This window comes from Streptomyces canarius, from assembly GCF_014650735.1.
Classification (GTDB): Bacteria; Actinomycetota; Actinomycetes; order Streptomycetales; family Streptomycetaceae; genus Streptomyces; species Streptomyces olivaceoviridis.
Window position 1 is genome coordinate 1 of the sequence record NZ_BMVN01000036.1, and the last position, 19,573, is coordinate 19,573.

Annotated in this window: 15 protein-coding genes; 3 read left to right on the plus strand and 12 right to left on the minus strand. The window is 73.0% G+C overall.

The window, feature by feature from the left end:
* Window positions 1–187: 187 nt before the first annotated feature.
* The 4 genes from ilvN to IE294_RS34495 form a co-directional block, all read right to left on the minus strand.
* Window positions 188–712 carry an acetolactate synthase small subunit gene (gene ilvN / locus IE294_RS34480; RefSeq protein ID WP_014675169.1) on the minus strand — a complete coding sequence of 175 codons (525 nt, stop codon included), beginning with the start codon at window positions 710–712 and terminating at the stop codon, window positions 188–190.
* Between the two features lie 20 nt (window positions 713–732).
* On the minus strand, window positions 733–2,583 hold the full coding sequence (locus tag IE294_RS34485) for an acetolactate synthase large subunit (RefSeq protein WP_189892737.1): 1,851 nt from the start codon (window positions 2,581–2,583) through the stop codon (window positions 733–735).
* Window positions 2,584–2,826: 243 nt separating this feature from the next.
* Window positions 2,827–5,844, minus strand: coding sequence for a putative bifunctional diguanylate cyclase/phosphodiesterase (locus tag IE294_RS34490; protein ID WP_189892739.1), 3,018 nt, complete (start codon window positions 5,842–5,844; stop codon window positions 2,827–2,829).
* 386 nt (window positions 5,845–6,230) lie between these two features.
* Window positions 6,231–7,208 (minus strand): 2-hydroxyacid dehydrogenase, encoded by a 978-nt coding sequence (locus IE294_RS34495; RefSeq protein ID WP_229917592.1) that lies wholly within the window; start codon window positions 7,206–7,208, stop codon window positions 6,231–6,233.
* A 75-nt stretch (window positions 7,209–7,283) separates the two neighbouring features.
* Between IE294_RS34495 and IE294_RS34500 the strand changes: the two genes are divergently transcribed.
* Both IE294_RS34500 and IE294_RS34505 read left to right on the plus strand, forming a co-directional pair.
* Entirely contained in the window at window positions 7,284–8,282 is a 999-nt protein-coding gene (locus IE294_RS34500; protein WP_189892741.1) for an aldo/keto reductase, read from the plus strand.
* A gap of 396 nt (window positions 8,283–8,678) precedes the next feature.
* Entirely contained in the window at window positions 8,679–9,845 is a 1,167-nt protein-coding gene (locus tag IE294_RS34505; protein ID WP_229917594.1) for a PQQ-dependent sugar dehydrogenase, read from the plus strand.
* Between the two features lie 30 nt (window positions 9,846–9,875).
* On the opposite strand, the gene IE294_RS34510 is transcribed toward IE294_RS34505, so the two are convergent.
* The 7 genes from IE294_RS34510 to IE294_RS34540 form a co-directional block, all read right to left on the minus strand.
* The gene (locus tag IE294_RS34510; RefSeq protein ID WP_189892743.1) at window positions 9,876–10,082 is read right to left on the minus strand and encodes a DUF6191 domain-containing protein; all 207 of its coding nucleotides are present in this window, start codon (window positions 10,080–10,082) and stop codon (window positions 9,876–9,878) included.
* Window positions 10,083–10,119: 37 nt separating this feature from the next.
* Window positions 10,120–13,158, minus strand: coding sequence for a helix-turn-helix transcriptional regulator (locus tag IE294_RS34515; protein ID WP_189892866.1), 3,039 nt, complete (start codon window positions 13,156–13,158; stop codon window positions 10,120–10,122).
* A gap of 95 nt (window positions 13,159–13,253) precedes the next feature.
* Window positions 13,254–13,445 (minus strand): hypothetical protein, encoded by a 192-nt coding sequence (locus IE294_RS34520; protein WP_189892744.1) that lies wholly within the window; start codon window positions 13,443–13,445, stop codon window positions 13,254–13,256.
* A gap of 217 nt (window positions 13,446–13,662) precedes the next feature.
* Window positions 13,663–14,262, minus strand: coding sequence for a hypothetical protein (locus tag IE294_RS34525; RefSeq protein ID WP_189892746.1), 600 nt, complete (start codon window positions 14,260–14,262; stop codon window positions 13,663–13,665).
* Between the two features lie 35 nt (window positions 14,263–14,297).
* Window positions 14,298–14,870: a GNAT family N-acetyltransferase gene (locus IE294_RS34530; protein ID WP_189892748.1), complete on the minus strand. Its 573-nt coding sequence runs from the start codon at window positions 14,868–14,870 to the stop codon at window positions 14,298–14,300.
* Window positions 14,848–17,079, minus strand: coding sequence for an MMPL family transporter (locus IE294_RS34535; protein WP_189892750.1), 2,232 nt, complete (start codon window positions 17,077–17,079; stop codon window positions 14,848–14,850). The genes IE294_RS34530 and IE294_RS34535 overlap by 23 nt, the downstream gene beginning before the upstream one ends.
* A gap of 108 nt (window positions 17,080–17,187) precedes the next feature.
* Window positions 17,188–17,496 (minus strand): hypothetical protein, encoded by a 309-nt coding sequence (locus IE294_RS34540; protein ID WP_189892752.1) that lies wholly within the window; start codon window positions 17,494–17,496, stop codon window positions 17,188–17,190.
* Between the two features lie 90 nt (window positions 17,497–17,586).
* Between IE294_RS34540 and IE294_RS34545 the strand changes: the two genes are divergently transcribed.
* A complete protein-coding gene (locus tag IE294_RS34545) occupies window positions 17,587–18,060 on the plus strand; it encodes an SAM-dependent methyltransferase (RefSeq protein WP_373315896.1) in 474 nt (157 codons plus the stop codon).
* Here the strand turns inward: IE294_RS34545 and gatB are convergent.
* Window positions 18,047–19,561, minus strand: a complete 1,515-nt coding sequence (gene gatB / locus IE294_RS34550; RefSeq protein WP_189892754.1) for an Asp-tRNA(Asn)/Glu-tRNA(Gln) amidotransferase subunit GatB — start codon at window positions 19,559–19,561, stop codon at window positions 18,047–18,049. The genes IE294_RS34545 and gatB overlap by 14 nt on opposite strands.
* Between the last annotated feature and the right edge of the window lie 12 nt (window positions 19,562–19,573).

Below are 19,573 nucleotides of genomic sequence, written 5' to 3' on the forward strand. Positions count from 1 at the left end.
GATGACCGCGACCTTGCGGCCCTGGATGATGGACAGGTCGGCGTCGGCGTCGTAGAACAGCTCGGCCACTTTTGGTTCTCTCCTTGTGTGCAGGTGGTGCGTCCCACCGTATGACGGCGGGCGGGAAGGAAGTTCGGGGGTCTCGGCATACGGGCGGCCGTTGATCCGAGGCCGCCCGTTCTCAGTCTTACGCCGTCCGGTCGAGAGCGCGCAGCGAGCGGTCCGTGATCGAACGGGCGCCACGGCCGATCGCGATCGTGCCGGACTGGACCAGCTCCTTGATGCCGTACGGCTCCAGCATCTTGAGCATGGCGGACAGCTTCTCGGTGGAACCGGTGGCCTCGATGGTCACGGCCTCCGGGGAGACGTCGACGGTCTTGGCACGGAACAGCTGGACGATCTCCACGATCTGCGAGCGGGTCTCGTTGTCGGCGCGGACCTTCACCAGAACGAGTTCACGCTGCACGGCCTGACCGGGCTCCAGCTCCACGATCTTCAGCACGTTGACGAGCTTGTTGAGCTGCTTGGTCACCTGCTCCAGCGGCAGGTCCTCGACACCCACCACGATGGTGATGCGGGAGATGTCGGGGTGCTCGGTGACGCCGACCGCGAGCGAGTCGATGTTGAATCCGCGCCGGGAGAACAGGGCGGCGATGCGGGCGAGGATGCCCGGCGTGTTCTCCACCAGGACGGAGAGCGTGTGCTTGGACATGTCTTCTTGCTCTTCCTCGCTCAGTCGTCTTCGTTGTCGCCGAAGTCGGGGCGGACGTCCCGGGCGGCCATGATCTCGTCGTTGGAGGTGCCGGCGGCGACCATCGGCCAGACCATCGCGTCCTCGTGGACGATGAAGTCGACGACGACCGGGCGGTCGTTGATGGAGTTGGCCTCCGCGATGACCTTGTCCAGGTCCTCCGGGCGCTCGCAGCGCAGGCCCACGCAGCCCATCGCCTCGGACAGCTTCACGAAGTCCGGCACGCGCGTGCCCTTGGCCTCCGGGTTGACGTCGTCGGGCCCGCTGTGCAGCACGGTGTTGGAGTAGCGCTGGTTGTAGAAGAGGGTCTGCCACTGGCGGACCATCCCGAGGGCGCCGTTGTTGATGATGGCGACCTTGATCGGGATGTTGTTCAGGGCGCAGGTGGTCAGCTCCTGATTGGTCATCTGGAAGCAGCCGTCGCCGTCGATCGCCCAGACGGTACGGCCCGGCTGTCCGGCCTTGGCGCCCATCGCGGCCGGGACCGCGTAGCCCATCGTCCCGGCGCCGCCGGAGTTCAGCCAGGTGGCGGGCGTGTCGTACTGGATGAAGTGCGCGGCCCACATCTGGTGCTGGCCGACGCCCGCCGCGAAGATCGTGCCCTCGGGGGCGAGCTGCCCGATGCGCTCGATGACCGCCTGCGGGGAGAGCGAGCCGTCGCCGGGCTGGTCGTAGCCGAGCGGGTAGGTCTCGCGCCACCGGTTCAGGTCGCTCCACCAGGCGGTGTAGTCGCCCTTGTGGCCCTCGCTGTGCTCCTTCTGGACGGCCTGGACCAGGTCGGCGATGACCTCGCGGGCGTCGCCGACGATCGGCACGTCGGCGGCGCGGTTCTTGCCGATCTCGGCCGGGTCGATGTCCGCGTGGACGATCTTGGCGTAGGGGGCGAAGCTGTCCAGCTTGCCGGTGACGCGGTCGTCGAAGCGGGCGCCGAGGGCCACGATCAGGTCGGCCTTCTGGAGCGCGGTGACGGCGGCGACGCTGCCGTGCATGCCGGGCATGCCCAGGTGCTGCGGGTGGCTGTCGGGGAACGCGCCGAGCGCCATCAGGGTGGTGGTGACCGGGGCGCCGGTCAGCTCGGCGAGGACCTTCAGCTCGGCGGTGGCGCGCGCCTTGAGGACGCCGCCGCCGACGTACAGCACGGGCCGGCGGGCGGAGGTGATCAGCTTGGCGGCCTCGCGGATCTGCTTGGCGTGCGGCTTGGTCACCGGGCGGTAGCCGGGCAGGTCCATGACGGGCGGCCAGGAGAAGGTGGTCTTCTTCTGGAGGATGTCCTTGGGGATGTCGACCAGGACCGGTCCGGGGCGGCCGGTGGAGGCGATGTGGAACGCCTGCGCGATCACCCGCGGGATGTCCTCGCCCTTGGTGACCAGGAAGCTGTGCTTGGTGATCGGCATGGTGATGCCGACGATGTCCGCCTCCTGGAAGGCGTCCGTGCCGATCGCGGAGGACACGACCTGCCCGGTGATCGCGACCAGCGGCACGGAGTCCATGTTGGCGTCGGCGATCGGGGTGACCAGGTTGGTGGCGCCGGGGCCCGAGGTGGCCATGCAGACGCCCACCTTGCCGGTGGCCTGCGCGTAACCGGTGGCGGCGTGGCCGGCGCCCTGCTCGTGCCGGACCAGGACGTGCCGCACCCGGGTGGAGTCCATCAGCGGGTCGTACGCCGGCAGGATCGTGCCGCCCGGAATGCCGAATACCGTGTCCGCGCCGACCTCCTCAAGGGAGCGGATGAGGGACTGCGCACCCGTGACGTGCTCGACGGGGGCGGACTGCTGTCCTCCGGAACGGGGCCGCGGCTGCGGATGGTGGGCCCCGGTGGCCTGCTCGGTCATCGGCATTCTCTTCTCGATGCTGAGGGTTTTTGCGAGGTTCGGGCGGATTTCGGGCGCTGCACGAAAGGCACTCGTGCAACAAAAAACCCCTCGTGCCGCAAGGCAAGCGAGGGGAGCGCGCCGGTGAGGTCGCTGGGGATTCCGGATCGTCCTCCGGTGGGTCCCAGCTCAGCCGACGCGCTGTCCAAGTACGAGGATTCGGGTGCGCATGGCACTGACCCTCCCCCCGGCACGCACCACGTGTCAAGTGGGTGGGACGGGAGTCTCAGAATGTGAGCGAAGGGCACTGCCGCCTCCGAAGACAGCGGGTACACCCCCTGTGTACACCCTCTCCGGCTCCCTCGCGCTGCCCGCGAACGCGGGTTCGGCCGGGGCGTGCGGCACCGGGTAGTGGCCGGATCCGAGCGCCCGGCGCAGCCGGTACTCGTCCAGCGGACCGGCGAACGCCATGCCCTGCCCATGGGTGCAGCCCATCGCGCGCAACGCGACCACCTGCTCGGGCAGGTCCACGCCCTCGGCGAGCGACTGGAGCCCCAGATCACCGGCGATCCGCAGCAGACCACTGGTGATCTTGTGCAGCCGTGCCGACTCGACCACGCCCTCGACCAGGCCGCGGTCGAGCTTGAGGATGTCCACGGGCAGCCTCCGGAGGGCCGTGATGGCCGCGTAGCCGCTGCCGAAGCCGTCCAGCGCGATCCGCACCCCGAGCCGGCTCAGCGCGGTCAGCCGCCGCTCCAGCTCGTCCAGGGAGACACGGGGATCGGTCTCGGACAACTCGATGACCAGCGCCCCGGGCGGCAGCCCGTGCCGGGTCAGCAGCGCCTCCACCGAGCCCAGCGGCGTCGAGCGGTCCAGCAGCCGCCGGGCGCTCATCCGGACCGCCACGGGGACGACGACCCCGGTCGCGGCCCGCTCGGCCGCCTGCTCCAGGGCCTCCCGCAGGATCCAGCGGTCCAGCTCGGCGGTCTTGTCACCGTCCTCGGTCACCCGCAGGAACTCGGCCGGTGTGAACAGCACCCCCTGCGATGAGCGCCAGCGCGCCTGCGCGGAGACCGCCGTGATCCGGCCGTTCTGCAAGCACACCACGGGCTGGTGCAGCAGGGCGAACTCGCCGTCGTGCAGCGCGGCGCGCAGCCGCGTGGCCAGCTCCGCCTTGCGGACGACGTCCTGCTGCATCTGCGGCTTGTACAGCTCGACCCGGCCCTTCCCGGCCGACTTCGCGCGGTACATCGCCAGGTCGGCGTTGCGCAGCAGCTCGCCCGCGCCGAGGCCCGGTTCGGCGAAGGCGACGCCGATGGAGGCGTTGACCCGGACGTCGTTGCCGTCGATGGCGTACGGGTGGGAGAGGGTCGTCCGGAGGCGGTCGGCGAGCTCCACGATGTTCCGCTCCCGGGCGGCCCGGTCCCGGGTGCCGTCCCCGACGATCAGGGCCGCGAACTCGTCGCCGCCCAGCCGGGACGCGGTGTCCCCCTGCCGGACCGCGTCCTGGAGTCTGCGGGCGGCCTGGATGAGCAGTTCGTCCCCGGCCTGGTGCCCGATCGTGTCGTTGACGGCCTTGAAGCCGTCCAGGTCGATGAAGAGCACGGCCGTACCCCGCAGGGCGGCGCCCCGGTCGGTGGCCCGGCGGCCGGACAGGGCCTGCTGCACCCGCTTGGTGAACAGCGCGCGGTTGGGCAGGTCGGTCAGCGGGTCGTGCTCGGCGTTGTGCTGCAACTGGGCCTGCAACCGCACTCTCTCGGTCACGTCCCGGCTGTTGAAGATCAGTCCGCCGTGGTGCCGGTTGACGGTCGACTCGACGTTGAGCCAGCCGCCGTCACCGGAGCGGAACCGGCACTCGATGCGCGTGGTCGCCTCCTCCAGCGGGTTGGCGGCGAGGAAACGGCGCACCTCGTGCACCACACAGCCCAGGTCCTCGGGGTGGATGAGCCCGGCGAGTTCGGTGCCCACCAGTTCCTCCGCCGGTCTGCCGTACACCCCGGCGGCGGCCGGGGAGACGTACCGGAGGATGCCGTTGGGCGCGGCGATCATGATGACGTCGCTGGAGCCCTGCACCAGCGAGCGGAAGTGGTTCTCCTTCTGCGCCAGTTCCTGGGTGAGGGTGATGTTGTCCAGCAGCATGATGCCCTGCCGGATGACGAGCGCCAGCACCACGGCGCCCGCGGTGATCAGCACCACGTGGTCGGGCCTGCGGCCGTTGAGGACGTTGTACAGGATGCCGAGGGTGCACACGGCCGCGGCGAGGTACGGGGTGAGGGCGGCGAGGGAGCCGGTGAGCGGCCTGCCGGACGGGTACCGGGTGTGCTCGCCGCCCGGTGCGGACAGCGGCAGGTGCCGGTCCGTGCTCCGCCGGCCCGGCAGGTGCTCGTGGACCACGCGCGTGTGCCCGTCCGCCGCGCGTGCCTCCCGCGCGTGCCGGCGCCGGGGCGCGGCCCAGGGTGCGTAGGCGAGCAGCAGCGAACCGGCGAACCAGCCCGCGTCCAGCAGTTGCCCGGAGCGGTAGCTGCTGTGCAGCAGCGGCGAGGTGAACAGGGCGTCGCACATCACGGTCAGCGCGAGCGCGCCGATCGCGGTGTTCACCGCCGTACGGTTGCCCGGGGCGCGGCGGAAGTGCAGGGCGAGCACCATGCTGACGAGCGCGATGTCGAGCAGCGGGTACGCCAGTGACAGCGCGGCGTGCGCCACGCTGGAGCCTTCGATCCGGGCCGCCTGGGCGAGGGCGAGGCTCCAGGAGAGGGTGAGCAGCGAGCCGCCGATCAGCCAGGCGTCCAGTCCCAGGCAGATCCAGCCCGCCTTCGTCACCGGCCGCTTGGCGAGGACCAGCAGGCCGACGATGGCGGGCGGCGCGAAGCAGAGGAAGAACAGGTCGGCGTAGCTGGGGCTGGGCACGGGGCGGTCCAGCACGACCTCGTACCAGCCCCAGACCGCGTTGCCCAGCGCGGCCATGAGCGAGGAGAGGGAGAACAGCAGCCAGGCCGAGCGGAAGCGCACGCGCCGGCTGCGGGCGTACAGGAAGCAGGAGACGGCGGCGGCGCCCGCCGCCGCGCTCAGGCCGAAGTCGCCCATGACCAGCGCGACTTGGCTCGCGCCCCAGTCGAACGCGGCTCCGACGGCGTAGGCCGCGCAGATCAGGGCGAGGACGAGTTGTTCCATCAGCCGGGTGTTGTCGCCGATGGACGGCCGACGGGGCGGCGGCGCCTCGTGCGGGTGCGGTGCGCGCGCCGCTCCGTCGAGGGTGGTCGTCACGGAGGGCGGGGCGCTCACCGGGGCCTCCCGGTGGTCGCCGCTCCCGTGTCCCGACGGTCCCGGTTCGCTGGGTGCGCATGCCTGCGACGGCCGCTGTGCCTGCGCTGCTGGTGGCTGTGGTGGCTGGTGTGGTGGCCGCGCCTGCGCGCGGCCGTGCGCCAGGGTCGCCGTCGGCGGCTCCGCCGCGTCGGATCGTTCGTCCATAGGCCGTGCATCGCCCGTCGCCCCCCTCACGAAGCTGAAATGTCCATCCCCGGCGCCGAGTGGTCAGTCGGCGCAGCCCCTGTCGGGACGATACACCAGTATCGTCACTCAGGGACATAGCCTCTCTACGCTCCGTGACGACCAGCGGTGATACGGGTACGGGCCGCGTCCGAAGGGTTGCGGAGGGTGCCGGAAGCGGCCTAGAGCCCGTTTGCTCCCCTGGTTTCGGGTCCGGTCGTAAGGATCACGTTCCGCAGGGGCTGCCGGTTCACGAACCGGGTCAACTGGTCCACGAGCAGCCTCTCGGCGCGCGGCAGGAAGGCCGAGGAGGGGCCGCCGACATGCGGGCTGATCAGCACTCCGGGCGCCTGCCACAGGGGGTGGCCGGGGGGCAGCGGCTCGGGGTCGGTGACGTCCAGCGCGGCGGTGATCCGGCCCCGCTCCAGCTCGGCGAGGAGCGCCTTGGTGTCCACGACGGGCCCGCGCGCGACGTTGACGAGCAGCGCGCCGTCCTTCATCCGGGCGAGGAAGTCCGCGTCGACGAGCCCCCGGGTCTCCTCCGTCAGCGGGGTGCAGAGGATCACGACATCCGCGTGTGGAAGCAGTGGAAGCACTTCGGCGATCGGAAGCACGGGACCGCGCGCGGTTGTGCGACCGGAGCGCGCAACGCGCGCCACCCGCGCGACCTCGAAGGGCACGAGCCGGTCCTCGATGGCGGCACCGATGGCCCCGTACCCGACGATCAGCACGCTCTTGTCGGCGAGGGCGGGGTGGAAACCGCCCACCCAGCGCTCCTGTTGCTGGGCGCGGACGAAGCCGGGGACGCCGCGCAGCGCGGCGAGGGTGAGGGTGAGCGCCAGCTCGGCCGTGCTCGTCTCGTGCACCCCGCGCGCGTTGCACAGCCGCACGCCCGGCGGGATCACCGACAGCTGCCCGGTGATGTCGTCGACGCCGGCGGTGAGCGTCTGGATGAGCCGCACGTTCGTCAGGTGCTCCAGGGGACCCACCCGGACCGACAGCCGCTTCATGTACGGCACCACGTACACGGCGCACTCCGCCGGGTCGCCGGGGTACGGCTGCGCGCCGTCCTCTCCCCCGTCCCAGAACAGGTACCGGGGCCCCTCGGGCAGCCCCTCGATCTCCTCGGGCGGAATGGGAAGCCACACGTCTGCACTCATGCCAGGAGGCTATGTCAGGCACGTCCGCGCGCAGAGGTTAGGTTGGGGGCCGGGCTAGGGGAGGTTCACGAGCAGGTGGAGCGCAGGACGATCGGCGCGGGGGCGCTCGCGGTGGGGGCCGTCGGACTCGGATGCATGCCGATGAGCTGGGCGTACAGCGGATCGCGGCAGCGGGGTGACGAGTCGGTCAGAGCGGTGCACCGGGCGCTGGACCTGGGCTGCGATCTCCTGGACACCGCGGACATGTACGGCCCGTTCACCAATGAGCTGCTGCTGGGGCGGGTGCTCAAGGAGCGGCGCCGGGACGCCTTCGTGTCCACGAAGGTGGGGCTGCTGGTGGGCGAGCAGCACATCGTGGCCAACGGCCGCCCCGGCTATGTGCGGCGGGCCTGCGACGCCTCGCTGCGGCGGCTCCAGACCGATGTGATCGACCTGTACCAGCTGCACCGTGCCGACCCGGAGATACCCGTCGAGGAGACCTGGGGCGCCATGGCGGACCTGGTGCGGGCCGGGAAGGTGCGGGCCCTCGGTCTGTGCGCGGTGGGGGCGCGCGGCGGGCGCCGCCCGGGCGCCGGGCTGTACGACACGACGCTGCGCCAGTTGCAGCGGGTGCAGCAGGTGTTCCCGGTGACCGCGGTGCAGGCGGAGCTGTCGGTGTGGTCGCCGGAGGCGCTCCGGGAGCTGCTGCCGTGGTGCGAGGCGCGCGGTGTGGGCTTCCTGGCGGCGATGCCGCTGGGCAACGGCTTCCTGACCGGCACGCTGACGCCGGGCGAGGGCTTCGAACCGGACGACGTACGCGCCCGGCACCCCCGGTTCACCGCCGAGATGATGGCGGCCAACCAGCCGATCGTCGCGGGCCTGCGGCGCATAGCCCGCCGGCACGGTGAGGACATGACCCCGGCCCAGGTGGCCCTGGCCTGGGTGCTGGCGCAGGGCCGGCACGTGATCGCGCTGCCGGGCACCAAGCGGGAGCGCTGGGCCGCGCAGAACGCGACGGCCGCCGGGCTGCGGCTGACCGCGCGGGACCTGGCGGAGGTGTCCGAGCTGCCGCCGGCCCAGGGCTCGTGGGACTGAGGTGCCCGCGCTGCCGCCGGCCCAGGGCTCGTGGGACTGAGGTGCCCGCGCTGCCGCCGGCCCAGGGCTCGTGGGACTGAGGTGCCCGCGCTGCCGCCGGCCCAGGGCTCGTGGGACTGAGGTGCCCGCGCTGCCGGCCACCCGGGAGCCCCGGGACCGAGGTGTTCCCGGCCACCCGAGAGCCGCGGGACCGGAGTGTTCGCGCCACCGGACACCCGAGAGCCGCGGGATCGGAGTGTCCGGCGGCCCGCCGCCCGAGGCGGCACGGGACCGAGGTTTTCGCGGTTGGTCGTCGGGGATCGGGAACCCGAGGGGGCGCGGCCCGTGTTTGAGAGGGAGAGCGTGCCGTCGGGCCCGCCTGTGGAGCGCCACCGGACCGCCGCGGCGAAGGGAACCGTGATCGTGCGACGTAGAGCTGTGCCTGCCGGGCTGGCCGTGGCCGCCCTCCTGCTGACCGCCGGCTGTTCCTCCGGCGGCGGGGACGCCCCGAGCGGTGCGCCGGGCGCGACGACCTCCGGGGCCACCGCTTCCGGGCACGGCACCGCCTCGGCCGCGCCGGTCCCTCCGGCGAAGGGTTCGGTGAAGGTGCTGCGCACGGTGGCCGAGGGCCTGAAGACACCGTGGGGGCTGGCTCCGCTGCCCGGCGGCGGCCTGCTGGTCTCCTCCCGGGACGAGGGCACGATCAGCCGGATCGACGAGAAGACCGGCCGGACGACCGAGCTGGGCACGGTCTCCGGGGTCTCGCCGGCCGGCGAGGGCGGCCTGCTGGGCATCGCCCTCTCCCCCGACTTCGCCTCGGACCACATGATCTACGCCTACTTCACCTCGGCCTCGGACAACCGCATCGTCCGCATGCTGTACGACGAGCGGAAGCCGGCCGGTGAGCAACTGGGCGCTCCCGACACGGTGTTCAAGGGCATCCCCAAGGGCCGCATCCACAACGGCGGCCGGATCGCGTTCGGCCCCGACCGCATGCTGTACGCGGGCACCGGCGAGAGCGGGGAGAAGGGCCTGGCGCAGGACAGGAAGTCGCTGGGCGGCAAGATCCTGCGGCTGACCCCGGACGGCGAGCCCGCTCCGGGCAACCCGTTCCCCGACTCGCCCGTGTACTCGTACGGCCACCGGAACGTCCAGGGCCTGGCCTGGGACGACAGACAGCGGCTGTTCGCCTCGGAGTTCGGGCAGGACACCTGGGACGAGCTGAACGCGATCAAGCCCGGTGACAACTACGGCTGGCCCCAGGCCGAGGGCAGGTCCTCCGGCACCGGCTTCCACAACCCGGTGGCCCAGTGGCACACCGACGACGCCTCCCCCAGCGGCATCGCCTACGTGAACGGCGTGATCTGGATGGCGGCCCTGAAGGGCGCGCGCCTGTGGCGCGTGCCGTTGAACGGCACGTCGGCCTCGGCCGCCCCGCAGGCGTTCCTGACGGGCGTCTACGGCCGCCTCCGTACGGTCGTCCCGGCCGGCGGCGACAGGCTCTGGCTGGTGACGAGCAACACGGACGGCCGCGGCACCCCGAAGAAGGGGGACGACCGGGTGCTGGAGCTGCGGGTGCGGTGAGCGGCGCGCCTTCCTCGACGAGCCGCACGGCTACTCGTCCTCGGTGAGCGCTTCGGGCTCCGGCTCGGCCGGCGCCGTCCGCGGAAGGCGTATCACCGCCTTCCCGGAGGTCAGGTCTATGGGGCCGCGGCCGGGGTCGTTGTCGCCCACGTCCTCGCGGGTCAGTTCCAGCCGCTTCTGCTCGTCCCGGGTGTGCTTGCGGCCGGGCGCGAACAGTTCCTCGAACACGTTGAACACGGCTCCCCCTCACTGCCGGTTTTCTCCAGCGTAGGTCTCAGCCCGGCGTTTCGGCGGCGAGCGTCCCGGCCGCGAACAGCCCCATCCGGTGGGCCACCGCCGCCGCCTCGCCCCGGCCCGAGACGCCGAGCTTGCCGAGGATGTTGGAGACGTGGACGCTCGCGGTCTTCGGGGAGATGAACAGTTCCGCCGCTATCTGACGGTTGGTGCGGCCGGCCGCGACCAGGTGCAGGACGTCCCGTTCGCGACTGGTGAGGCCGAGCGCGGTGGCCGGGTCCGCGGGGGCCCGGCGTGCGGCGCCGGTCAGGGTGAGGCGGGCGCGCTGGGCGAGCCGGGCGACGGCGTCGGCGAGGGGGCGCGCGCCGAGGTGGGCGGCGACCGCCCCGGCCAGCCGGAGCAGTTCCACCGCGCGCTCGCGCTCGTCGTCGCCGCCCTCGGCCAGCAGCACCGCGGCGAGGCGGTGGCGGACCCGGGCGAGGGCGTAGGGCCGGTCCAGGCACTCGAAGGCGGTGACGACCGGGGACCAGGTGTCGGCGGTGTCACGGCCCTCCGCGCGGAGCAGTTCGGCGCGGGTCCACTGGCCGTATGCCTGCCAGAGCGGGACGCCGGTGGTGAGGGTCCGTACGGCCGCCGAGAGGCGGTCGAGGGTCTCGGCGCGGCCGGGCAGGGCGGCGGGCAGGGTGCGGGCGTCGGCCTCGGCGGTGGCGGCGGACAGCAACAGCGGCCAGCCATAGCGGTGGGTGCCGGGCGGGAAGCCGGCGTCCAGGGCCGGGAGCAGTGCCGCGCGGGCGTCGGTGATCCGGCCCTCGGCGGCGGCGACCCCGAGGACGATGCGGGCCACGGGCAGGGACTGCTGGGGCATCGGGTCATGGGTGCCGTACCAGGCGCGGGCGGCGGCGAGGTGCCGGCCAGCCTCGGCGAGGTCGCCGCGGGCGAGGGCGAGGCGGGCCCGCGACAGGGCGCCCGCGCCACGGGGCATGGCGCCGTGGCCGGCCCGGGTGGCGTGCGCTGCGGCCTCGGCGGCCTCCTGCCACTGGCCGAGCGAGTACAGCGCCTCGGACAGGTTGCCCCACATCCACGCCCCGGAGTCCAGCAGCCCGTACGCGCGGCAGAACTCGATGCCCTCGCGCAGCAGGGGGACGGCCTCCCGGTCCCGGCCGACGCTCTGCAACACGGACGGCAGGTTCACGTAGGCGCGGGCCGCGACCTGGTGCATGCCCTCCGCGCGGGTGTCCCGCAGCACCTGCCGCATCTCCGCGAGACCGGCCTCCGGCGCACCGGCCTCCGCGGTCAGCCCGCCCAGGGTGAGGCGGGCGTCCAGCTCGGTCTCGCGGGCGCCGACCATGTGGGCGTACTCCACGGCCCGCTCGGCGGCGGCCAGGGCTTCGGGGCCCGGCCGGCGCTGCATGGACCAGCTGGCGGCGACCGCCAGTACCTCCGCGTGCACCTCGGACGGCGGCAGTCCGCGCACCAGGTCCTGGGCGGTGGCCAGTTCCTGCCGGCCGTCGCCGCGCGCCATGGCCTGGACCAGCCGGGAGCGCTGCACCCAGAACCAGGCGGCGCGCAGCGGGTCCGGTTCCTCCTCCAGGAGGCGCAGGGCCCGCTTGGTGATCTTCAGGGCGCGTTCGCGCTCACCACCGAAACGGCCCGCCACGGCCGCCTCGGCCAGCAGATCGAGGTAGCGCAGCGGTGTCGTGGCCGGGTCGCAGCCGCACGGGGGGTAGACCTCGGCGTAGTCGACCGGACGCAGGGCGGAGCGGATCTCCTCGGGCGCGCTGTCCCACAGCTCCATCGCCCGCTCCAGCAGCCGCAGTTGCTCGGTGTAGGCGTGCCTGCGGCGGGCGACGACGGCGGCGGACAGGACGGCGGGCAGGGCCTTCGCGGGGTCGTGGGCGTGGTACCAGTAGCTGGCCAGGCGCATCACGCGGGCGTCGGCCGGGACCAGCGTCGGGTCGGCCTCCAGGGCCTCGGCGTAGCGCCGGTTGAGCCGGGAGCGTTCGCCGGGCAGCAGGTCGTCGGCGACGGCCTCGCGGACCAGGGAGTGCCGGAAGCGGTAGCCGTCGCCGGTGCGGGTGGCGGTGAGGATGTGGGCGCCGACGGCGGCCCGCAGCGCCTCGATGAGGTCGTCCTCGGCGAGCCGGGCCACGGCGGCGATCAGCCGGTACTCCACCGTGGAACCGCCCTCGGCGACGGTCCGGGCGACCTTCTGGGCGCTCTCGGGCAGGGCTTCGACCCGGACGAGGAGCAGGTCGCGCAGGGAGTCGGTGAGGCCGGTGCAGTCGCCCGCCGTGGCGGCGACGGCGAGTTCCTCGATGAAGAAGGCGTTGCCGTCGGAGCGTGCGTAGATCTCGTCCACCTGGGCGGGGTCGGGTTCGGCGGCGAGGATGCCCGCGATCTGGCGGCCGGCCTCCTCGCGGGTGAAGCGGGCGAGTTCGATGCGGCGGACGGTGCGCAGCCGGTCGAGTTCGGCGAGCAGCGGGCGCATCGGGTGGCGGCGGTGGATGTCGTCGGAGCGGTAGGTGGCCAGGACGAGGAGGCGGCCGGCGCGCAGGGTGCGGAAGAGGTAGGCGAGGAGGTGGCGGGTGGAGGCGTCGGCCCAGTGCAGGTCCTCCAGGACGAGGACGACGGTGTGCTCGGCGGCGATCCGTTCCAGCAGCCGGGCGGTGAGTTCGAACAGGCGGGCCGTGCCCTGTTCGTCGTGGCGGCCCGCGCCGGCCTCGCCGAGGTCGGGCAGCAGCCGGGCCAGTTCCTCCTCCTGGCCGGCCGCCGCGGCGGCGAACTCCTCGGGCAGGACGTCGCGCAGGGCGCGCAGCGCGGCGGAGAAGGGGGCGAACGGCAGCCCGTCCGCGCCGATCTCCACACAGCCGCCGACGGCGACGACGGCGCCGTGCCGGGCGGCGGTGGTGGCGAACTCCTCCACGAGGCGGGTCTTGCCCACGCCCGCCTCGCCGCCGAGCAGCAGCGCCTGCGGCTCGGCCGCGGCGGCACGGGCGAGCGCGTCGTTCAGCGTGTCCAACTCGTCGGCGCGGCCGACGAACACGGGACTGACGGACCTGTTCTCCACGGGCCCGAGCATCGCACGGGGCCGGAACGGCCCGGCACCGGTTTTCCACAGCCCCTGTGTGATGGTCGTACCGATGGCCGGCGGTGCCGCACCGGCGGACGGCAGGGTCACGCGATGCGTGGCAGCCGGTGCCGGCGGGGGCGGTCGGTATGCGACTCGGCGGCCGGGGCACCGTCGGCGGCGGGCTCGGCGCGACGGGCGGCGCGGCGGGAGCGCACGGCCTCGCGGGCCAGACGGTCCTCCTGGGCCGTGCGACGCAGCTCGGCGGAGCGGAGGCGGTGGAGTTCGAGGGCGTACATGGCGGGTCCTTCGGGAGTGACGGTTGGGAGAGATGTGTCGTGTGCCGCTTTCCGCGACGCCTCCACCCTCGTCTCCCAGGCGGGTCCGCCACATCGGGAGAGTGCCGCATCTTCGGGCGGCCGGCGGGCCGCACGCGCGCGTAAGGGGCCTTAGGGCGGCGGTGAGTCGCTCACGCGCGCCCTAAGGCCCCTCAAGGTGTGGGTTCCCGGCGCCCTCTCAGCCGGTCGAGGGCAGGCCGAGCAGGGCGTCGGAGTACTTCAGGACGGCGAGCAGCAGTCCGATGACGCCGAGCGAGACGCCCGCCCAGGCGACCGATTTGATCCACGCGGCCTGCGGGCGGCCGGGCGCGCCGAACGCGGGCCGGGCCAGCACGACCACGCCGGTGATGAGCGCGGCCAGCGCGAACAGGCCGGCCCACAGGGCGGTGGTGTGCCAGGCGTCGCCGTAGACCTCCTTGATCTGCGTGGCGACGCTCGCGGTGGAGGACGTCCGGAGCTGGCCGACGAGCTGCTCGCGCGCGGACGCGACGGTGCCGATCCAGCCGCCGCTGAGCGAGACCAGGCCCAGCGCCGCCGAGACGACGGCGCCGGCGCCCTGCCCGACGCCGGAGGGTGCCTTGCCACCGGCGGCTTCCGTCGCATCGCCCGCCTCGCCGCCGTCGGCTTCCGCGGCCTCCTCGGGGACCTGCTCCCCGGCGGCCTGCTCCTCGCCGGCCTGCTCCTCCGCAAGATCTGCCGTCGTCGTCTCGTCGTCCTTGCGCGCCTCGGTGCCGGCCTCAGTGCCGCCCGTGGCGCCTTCCGCTGTCTTCGTTGCCATGCCTGGCACCGTACGGACGCTGTCTGAGAGGTCTCTTAATGATCGTTGTGCGCGGTACGCGCGCGTGCCGCACGCCACTCGGGCGCGAGCACCGACCAGATCTCGGTGCTGGTGCGCACGCCGCGGTGCCGGTAGTTCTCCCGGAGCACGCCCTCACGCGTCATGCCGAGCCGCCGGGCCACGTTGATGCTCGGCTCGTTGGCCGAGGACACCTGCCACTCCACCCGGTGCATGCCGCGCTCCTCGAAGGCCCAGTCGAGCAGCACCCGCATCCCGCGCGTGACCAGTCCGCGGCCGGCCGCGGCCGGCTCCAGCCAGCAGCCGGCCTCGCAGACCCCGCCCGGGGTGTCCCAGACGCGGAACAGCAGGCCGCCGACGAGCCTGCCGTCCAGCCAGATGCCGTGCAGGCCGCCGGCGTCGGCGGCGCGCTTGTCGGCGTACGCCTTCAGCCAGCCACGGGCGCCGTCGAGGTCGGACACCACGTCCGCCAGACCGATGTGCCGGCCGATGAACTCCCGCCCGCGGTCGATGTTGGCGAGCAGTTCCTGCGCGTGCCAGACCTCCAGTGGCCGCAGTTCTGCGTCGTCACCGAGCGATATCGCGTACATCGTGCCGTTCTTCCTTCCGTGGTTCGTGCGCCGGGACCCGGCCGAGCCCGTCCTGAGCCGCGCGGCGCCCGGACGGCTCGATGCCGAGGCGCGGCAGGCGGCGCTCCAGCCAGCCGGGCAGCCACCAGTTGGCGGCGCCGAGCAGATGCATCAGGGCGGGCACGAGCAGCGTACGCAGGACGAAGGCGTCGATGGCCACGGCGGAGGCGAGCGCGATGCCGAACAGGGCGATGACGCGGTCGCCGCTGAGCACGAAGGCGAGGAAGACCGAGATCATGATGACCGCGGCGGAGTTGATCACCCGGGTGGTCTCGGCGAGGCCCACGCGGACGGCGCGCCGGTTGTCGCCGGTGTCCAGCCACTCTTCGTACATCCGGCTGACCAGGAAGACCTGGTAGTCCATGGAGAGCCCGAAGAGCACCGAGACCATGATCACGGGCAGGAAGGGCTCGATGGGGCCCGCGCGGCCGAGGCCGAGCGGTTCGCTGCCCCAGCCCCACTGGAAGACGGCGACGACGATGCCGAACGCGGCGGCGACGGCGGCGACGTTCATGGCGGCGGCCTTCAGGGGGATGCCCAGCGAGCGGAAGGCGACGAGCAGCAGGAGGCAGCCGAACCCGACGACCGCGCCGACGAACAGCGGCAGTTTGCCGACGATCACTTCCGCGAAGTCGTCGTAGCCCGCGGTGACGCCGCCCACCTGTACGGCGAGCGAGGTGCCGCGCTCGGCGCGCGGGAGCACGTCGGTGCGCAGCCGGTCCACGAGATCGCTGGTGTCCTGGGACTGCGGCGCGGACTCGGGCACGACGGTGAGGTACGCGATGTCCCCGCCGGTGGCGTAGGTGACCGGGGTGACGGAGGCGACGCCCGGGGTGGCGCGCAGGGTGGTGTCGAGGTTGTCGAGGGCGAGTTTGTCGTCGCCGCCGTCCACGCGTGTGACGAGGGTCAGCGGCCCGTTCACGCCGGGTCCGAAGCCTTCCGCGAGCAGGTCGTAGGCCTGGCGGGTGGTGGAGGTGCGGGGGTCGTTGCCCTGGTCGGAGGTGCCGAGGCGGAGGGAGAGGGCCGGCAGGGCGAGCACGGCGACGACCGCGAGGGCGAGCGATCCGAGCAGCCGGGGGTGGCGTTCGACCAGCGCCGACCAGCGGGCGGCGAGGCCGGTGGGCAGTTCCGGGCGCGGCCCGTGCTCGGCGAGCCGGCGCCGCTCGCGCCGGCTGAGGGCGTGCGGGCCGAGGTACGACAGCAGGGCGGGCAGCAGCGTCACGGAGGCCGCGACGGTGAGCGCGACCGTCAGACAGGCGGCCACGGCGACCCCGTTGAGGAAGCCCAGCCGCAGTATCAGCATCCCCAGCAGGGCGATGCACACCGTCGCACCCGCGAAGACGACCGCGCGCCCGGTGGTGGCCACGGCGTATGCGGCGGCCTCCGGGACGCTCAGGCCGCGCTTCAGGTCGCGCCGGTGCCCGGTCACGATGAACAGCGCGTAGTCGATGCCCACGCCGAGGCCGATCAGCATGCCGAGCACGGGCGCGAAGTCGGCGACCGTCATGAGGTGTCCGAGCAGCCCGATGCCGGCGTACGCGGTGCCGACGCCGACCAGCGCGGTGGCGATCGGCAGCAGGGAGGCGGCGAGCGAACCGAAGGCGAGGAACAGCACGACGGCGGCGACGAGCACCCCGACCGCCTCGGCGGTGTGCCCGCGCGCGGACTCGCTGAGCCCGATGGCGGTACCGCCCAGCTCCACCTGAAGCCCCTCGTCCGCCGCGGCCTTGGCGGTGCGCACGACGGCCCGCGCCTCGGCCCCGGCGATGTCGTCGGCCTGCCGTGCGAAGGTGACGGTGGCGTAGGCCGTGTGGCCGTCGGCGCTGATCCGGTGGGTGCCCTGGCCGCCGTAGGGGCCGGACACCGAGGCCACGCCGGGCAGTGCGGCGATCCGGCGCAGGGTGCCCGCCATGGTCCGCTCGACGCCGGGCGCGCGGACCGTGCCGGTGACGGTGTGCCAGACGACGGTGTCGCTGTCCCCGCCCAGCCCCGGGAAGCCCTCCTTGAGCAGCCGGGTCGCGCGGCCGGACTCGGTGCCGGGGACCTCGTAGTCGTTCGAGTACGCCGAACCGGCCAGGGCGGTGCCCGCGGTGACCCCGCCGAAGGCGAGGAGCCACAGCAGGACGGCGATCAGGCGGTGTCTGACACACCACCGCGCGAGGTCTGCCACCGACGTGCTCCCGGAAGACGATGTGTGCATCCTTCGCCGGGAACAAACCTTTATAAACCGGACATCCTGCAAAGAACACGTCGGGAGGGCAGTCGAGCTGAAGGCATGTCAGTCGAACTGGTCACCGAACGCCATGACCATCGTCCCGACGATGAGCAGCCACAGGGCTCTGCGGGTACGGCCCTTGGAGCCGAGCAGCGCCGCGAGCGCGCAGACGGCGGCGCCGAGGGCGTAGGCCGCGGGCACGCGGGCGGGCGCGGACCCGGTGAGCCGCAGCAGGGAGGCGGCGAGTCCCGCGAGGCACAGGAGCGCTCCGGTGCCGGCCGCGGTCCACCGGGCCCGCCGGGCGTCCTCGACGTACCCCTCCGGCTCCTCGGTTATCGGGGGCTCGATGTCGGAATCGGTGCGTCCACTCATGGCGGGCGAGCGTACCGTCCCCGGCCGGGAAATCCTGGTGCGGGGCGGTGCCTGCGGCTGCATCGAGGACCAGCCGGGCCCGCACGCGCTGTGGCTGCTGGAGTGGCCGGCGCCCGGGTGCTCGACCTCGGCTGCGGACGGGCCATGACCTCCGTCTACCCGGCCAGGGAGTACGGCCTCCAGGTCACCGCGGCCGACCTGTGGGTGAAGCCGGACGAGAACGCCGTACGCCTCGCCGAGGCGGGTGCGGCCGGCACGAACGACCTGTACCTGCCCACCCCGGCCCGGCTGCTGGAGCCCGGCGGGCGGATCGGGGTGGTGGTGCCGTCGGCGCGGGAGGAGATCGCCGGGGCCGGGCCGCCGGAGCACCTCACGGCCCACTGGGACCGGGTTCCGGGCGAGCGAGTTCACGGCCGGGCCGGCACGCGACCCGGTGGAGCTGCTGACCGCCGACCAGGGGCGCCTGCTGGGGTTCGCCCGGGTCGTGGGACGCCGTACCTGGCCGTACGGCCCCGGAGGGACGCCCTCCGGGGCCGTACACCGCCTGCTGTCAGCCCTCGCTGACGCCCAGCTTCTCCAGGATCAGCTCCTTGACGCGGGCCGCGTCGGCCTGGCCGCGGGTGGCCTTCATGACCGCGCCGACCAGGGCGCCGGCCGCGGCCACCTTGCCGCCGCGGATCTTGTCCGCGATGGCCGGGTTGCCGGCGATGGCCTCGTCGACGGCCGTGCCGAGCGCGGAGTCGTCGGAGACGACCTTCAGACCGCGCTTGTCGACGACCTCGTCCGGGGTGCCCTCGCCGGCGAGGACGTCCTCGATGACCTGGCGGGCCAGCTTGTCGTTCAGGTCACCCTTCGCGACCAGCTCGGTGACCCGGGCCACCTGCTGCGGCGTGATCGCCAGCTCCTCCAGGGCCTTGCCGGACTCGTTGGCACTGCGCGCCAGTTCGCCCATCCACCACTTGCGGGCGGAGGCCGCGTCGGCACCGGCGTCGATGGTGGCGACGATCGGGTCCAGCGCGCCGGCGTTGAGGATCGCCTGCATGTCGGTCGCGGAGATGCCCCACTCCGCCAGCAGCCGGGTGCGGCGGGCCAGCGGCAGCTCGGGCAGCGCCGCGCGGATCTCCTCGACCCACTCGCGCGCGGGCGCGACCGGCACCAGGTCGGGCTCCGGGAAGTACCGGTAGTCCTCGGCCTCCTCCTTCACGCGGCCCGAGGTGGTGGACCCGGTGTCCTCGTGGAAGTGACGGGTCTCCTGGACGATCGTGCCGCCGCCGGAGAGGACGGCCGCGTGCCGCTGGATCTCGAAGCGGGCCGCACGCTCCACCGAGCGCAGGGAGTTGACGTTCTTCGTCTCCGAGCGCGTGCCGAACTTGTCGGCGCCCTTGGGCATCAGCGACAGGTTGACGTCGCAGCGCATCTGACCCATCTCCATGCGGGCCTCGGACACGCCGAGCGCGCGGATCAGCTCGCGCAGCTCGCGGACGTACGCCTTCGCCACCTCGGGGGCGCGCTCGCCGGCGCCCACGATCGGCTTGGTGACGATCTCGATCAGCGGGATGCCGGCGCGGTTGTAGTCCAGCAGGGAGTGGGACGCGCCGTGGATACGGCCGGTGGCGCCGCCGACGTGCGTCGACTTGCCGGTGTCCTCCTCCATGTGGGCGCGCTCGATCTCCACGCGGAAGACCTCGCCGTCCTCCAGCTGCACGTCGAGGTAGCCGTTGAAGGCGATCGGCTCGTCGTACTGGGAGGTCTGGAAGTTCTTCGGCATGTCCGGATAGAAGTAGTTCTTCCGGGCGAAGCGGCACCACTCGGCGATCTCGCAGTTCAGCGCGAGGCCGATCTTGATCGCGGACTCGACGCCGGTCGCGTTGACGACCGGGAGCGCGCCGGGCAGGCCGAGGCAGACCGGGCAGGTCTGGCTGTTCGGGTCGGCGCCGAGCGCCGTCGAGCAGCCGCAGAACATCTTGGTCTTGGTGCCGAGTTCGACATGGACCTCAAGGCCCATGACGGGGTCGTACGACGCCAGCGCGTCCTCGTACGACACCAGGTCGGTCGTGGTGGTCACGGTGAAAACTTC